This is a genomic window from Gammaproteobacteria bacterium (assembly GCA_028817255.1).
In the GTDB taxonomy this organism is placed as follows: domain Bacteria; phylum Pseudomonadota; class Gammaproteobacteria; order Porifericomitales; family Porifericomitaceae; genus Porifericomes; species Porifericomes azotivorans.
On record JAPPQA010000006.1, the window covers coordinates 1 to 2,825 of the forward strand.

1 protein-coding gene is annotated in these 2,825 nt (G+C 57.8%); it reads right to left on the reverse strand.

What is annotated here, in order from left to right:
* Positions 1-2,618 (reverse strand): site-specific DNA-methyltransferase (locus tag OXU43_00245; protein ID MDD9823611.1); only part of this gene is annotated, 2,618 nt, incomplete at its 3' end.
* Between the last annotated feature and the right edge of the window lie 207 nt (positions 2,619-2,825).

Here is a 2,825-nt window from a genome sequence, read left to right on the forward strand (position 1 = left end):
GTTTTCCTGACCACCAGCAGTTCGTTGCCGCGGTCGTCCAGGACCTTGACGGCAACCTGCTCCCCGGCTACGAACGGCGCGCTGACAGCGCCCCGCAGATGCTCCCATACGGCCTCGTCGAAATCGGCCCGCACGGCCCGGCGGATTTTGTCCCAGGCCGAAGTGCGCGGGAAAAATACCTGGCCGGCGCGGAAGCACTGGCCGTCGTAGTCGGTGTCCAACATCCAGCAGGGCACGTCGTCGCCCTGCAACGCGCCATGCTCCATGGTGGCGGGGTCGAACACATCCAGGCCCTGCAGGGTTGCCTGCCACAAGTCGGCGCCGTCTTCGGCCTTGCCGCCGGTTTTTTCCAGTTTGATATCGGGCAGGCCGACGACGGCAAAAAGTTGGCTGGAGCGGGTATTTTTCAACAGGTCGGACATCACCAGATCCGTGCTCGCCTGGGCATAAAAGGCCGGCAGGCCGAAGGTCGCTTCGCTGCGCTCCACGGTTTGGCGGGCGGCGGGCTCTATGGCAAAGGCGATGACCAGCAGCAGCCGGTAATCTTTGGCGCGCGCCTCTTTGCCGGCCTCGATCACGGCGCGTTCGCTGATGGCGCCGTTGGCCGGGCCGAAGACGATGGCGATGGCCTCGCCGTTGTCTGGATTCTCGGCCTCGGCGTGGAGGCTCAAGGATTTGGCGGGCGGGCGCACCTTGGCCAGGCGGAAAGTCTTGTTAGCTTGCAGCTTCAATTCCGGCGACTGACGCAACACTTCAATCATGCGCTCGATATGGCAGTCTTCGTCGTCCGGCAACGGCTCGGGCTCTTGCGCCTGCCGCCCATTGGCCTCCGGCGACAGCGGCGTCGGCAATACGGCCTCGACACAGAATGGGCCGGTGACACGGGCGACATTGCGCTCGATTTCCGGTTTATCCACCAACACCTCTTCCGCCGGCGGCTCGTCGTTGGCGATGGATTTCAGCGTGATATGCGGCACGATGCCGCCGACTTCCTCGCCTTTTTTGTTTTGCCTGCGGGCATAGACAAAACCGCCGGCCGGGCCGCGTTGCTCGTCTTTCAGTTGATAGTACGGATAAGTGGCCGTCAGCAGACGCTGGCGGGCGAGGGCCAGCGGCACGCGGGAGACATCGGTGGTAATCCAGCGGCGGCCCCATTGTTCGGCGACACAGGCGGTGGTGCCGCTGCCGCAGGTGGGGTCGAAGACGAGGTCGCCGGGGTCGGTGGTCATCAAGATACAACGCTGGATGACTTTTTCGCTTGTTTGAACGACATAGCATTTATCCGATGCTCCTGCCATATCAAGCCAGGAACTGGTGATTTCTTTGTATGGAAAGTCATCCAGATAATATTTGTAACGTAATACGGTCTTACTTTCATAAAATCTCCCTTGCTTTCTTATATTCTCCATTCCTTGTTTAGTTGTTTTCCAGCCTCTGCCACTTGTGGGATTCCATGTTTTCCCAGCATATTCAACAGGAAAAATAGTTTTCTCATTAGGCCCGGCTGCAACAAGAGTAATACTGGAAAATAATCGTTCTCCCTTTTTCAATTCCCTGCCCAAATCAGCTATATTTTTTAAGTCTCCTTCCTCTGTTTCCACCAAGTTAAAGCCATCATCAGGGCCTTTTTTATTAAACAGCCTTCTAAATTTGATAGATGTCTTATTTTTAGCATACCAACAAATATAATCGGTAATATGAGGAATGTATTTTGAGCCCAACGGAGCACTCGTTCTGTATGAAATGAAACTAACAAAATTCTCCCGCCCAAAAACCTCGTCCATCAAACACCGAACGAGATGCACATTCTCATCGGAAATCTGCACGAAGCACGAACCGCTGTCGCTCAACATTTCCCGCGCCAGCAACAGGCGGTCGCGCATATAGGTCAGCCAGGAATGAATGCCCAGCGTCCAGGTGTCGCGGTAGGCTTTGATCATTTCCGGTTCGCGGTTGATGGCATTGTCGTCGCCGTCCTTGACATTGCGCTGGCGCACGAAGGGCTGGAAGTTGCCGCCGAATTTGACGCCGTAGGGCGGATCCATATAGATCATCTGCACCTGTCCGCCCAGGCCCTCGTATTCCAGCAGCGAGTTCATGACTTGCAGCGAGTCGCCGAGGATCAGACGGTTCTGCCAGCCGTTCAGATGCTCGTATGCGCCGCGAATCTTCTCGCCGATGCTCCGCTCGCTTTCGCCGAACAGGTCCAGGGTTTGCCCGCGCCTGGGGTGGCGGCGCTTCAGGGTCGCCAGCACCGCCTGCGTCGAAAGCCGCTCGTGTACAAACAGCGGCAGGGTCGGGACCGTCAAACTGCCCCGTTCGGCCTTGCCGCTCCAGTTGAGGAAGGATGCGGACAGGCTTTTGAGTTTTTCCGCGGCCCGCCGCGCCTGGTCCAAATCGCCGCTGTCAATAATCTCCCGGATTAACCGCTCGCCCTTGCCGCGGACCTCGGCCTCGTCCCATGCCAACTCGGGCGACAACGAAGAGTCGTAGCGCCAGGTTCTGGGCGGCTTTCTCTTGGCGGGCGGGAAGACATCCTGCGCGCCGCTTTCCGGGCGCAACAAGGCTTCCTCCTTGTGGCGGTAGTCACGCGCGGCTTTGCGGGGCTTCTTCGGCATAAGGCGATGCGATTCCAGTACGGTGGCGGTGCGAGGTAGCTTATCTATGGGATACTCTGATTAAAACGTATCCCAGCACGCATCTTCCCCTCGCCATTCCCGCTTTTTTTCGCCATTCCCGCGCAGCAGGCTGTAAAAACTCCGAAAATCCAGAACTGCCCGAAAAACTACCTACTGGCACGGCAAATATCCGCCATTCCCGCGCAG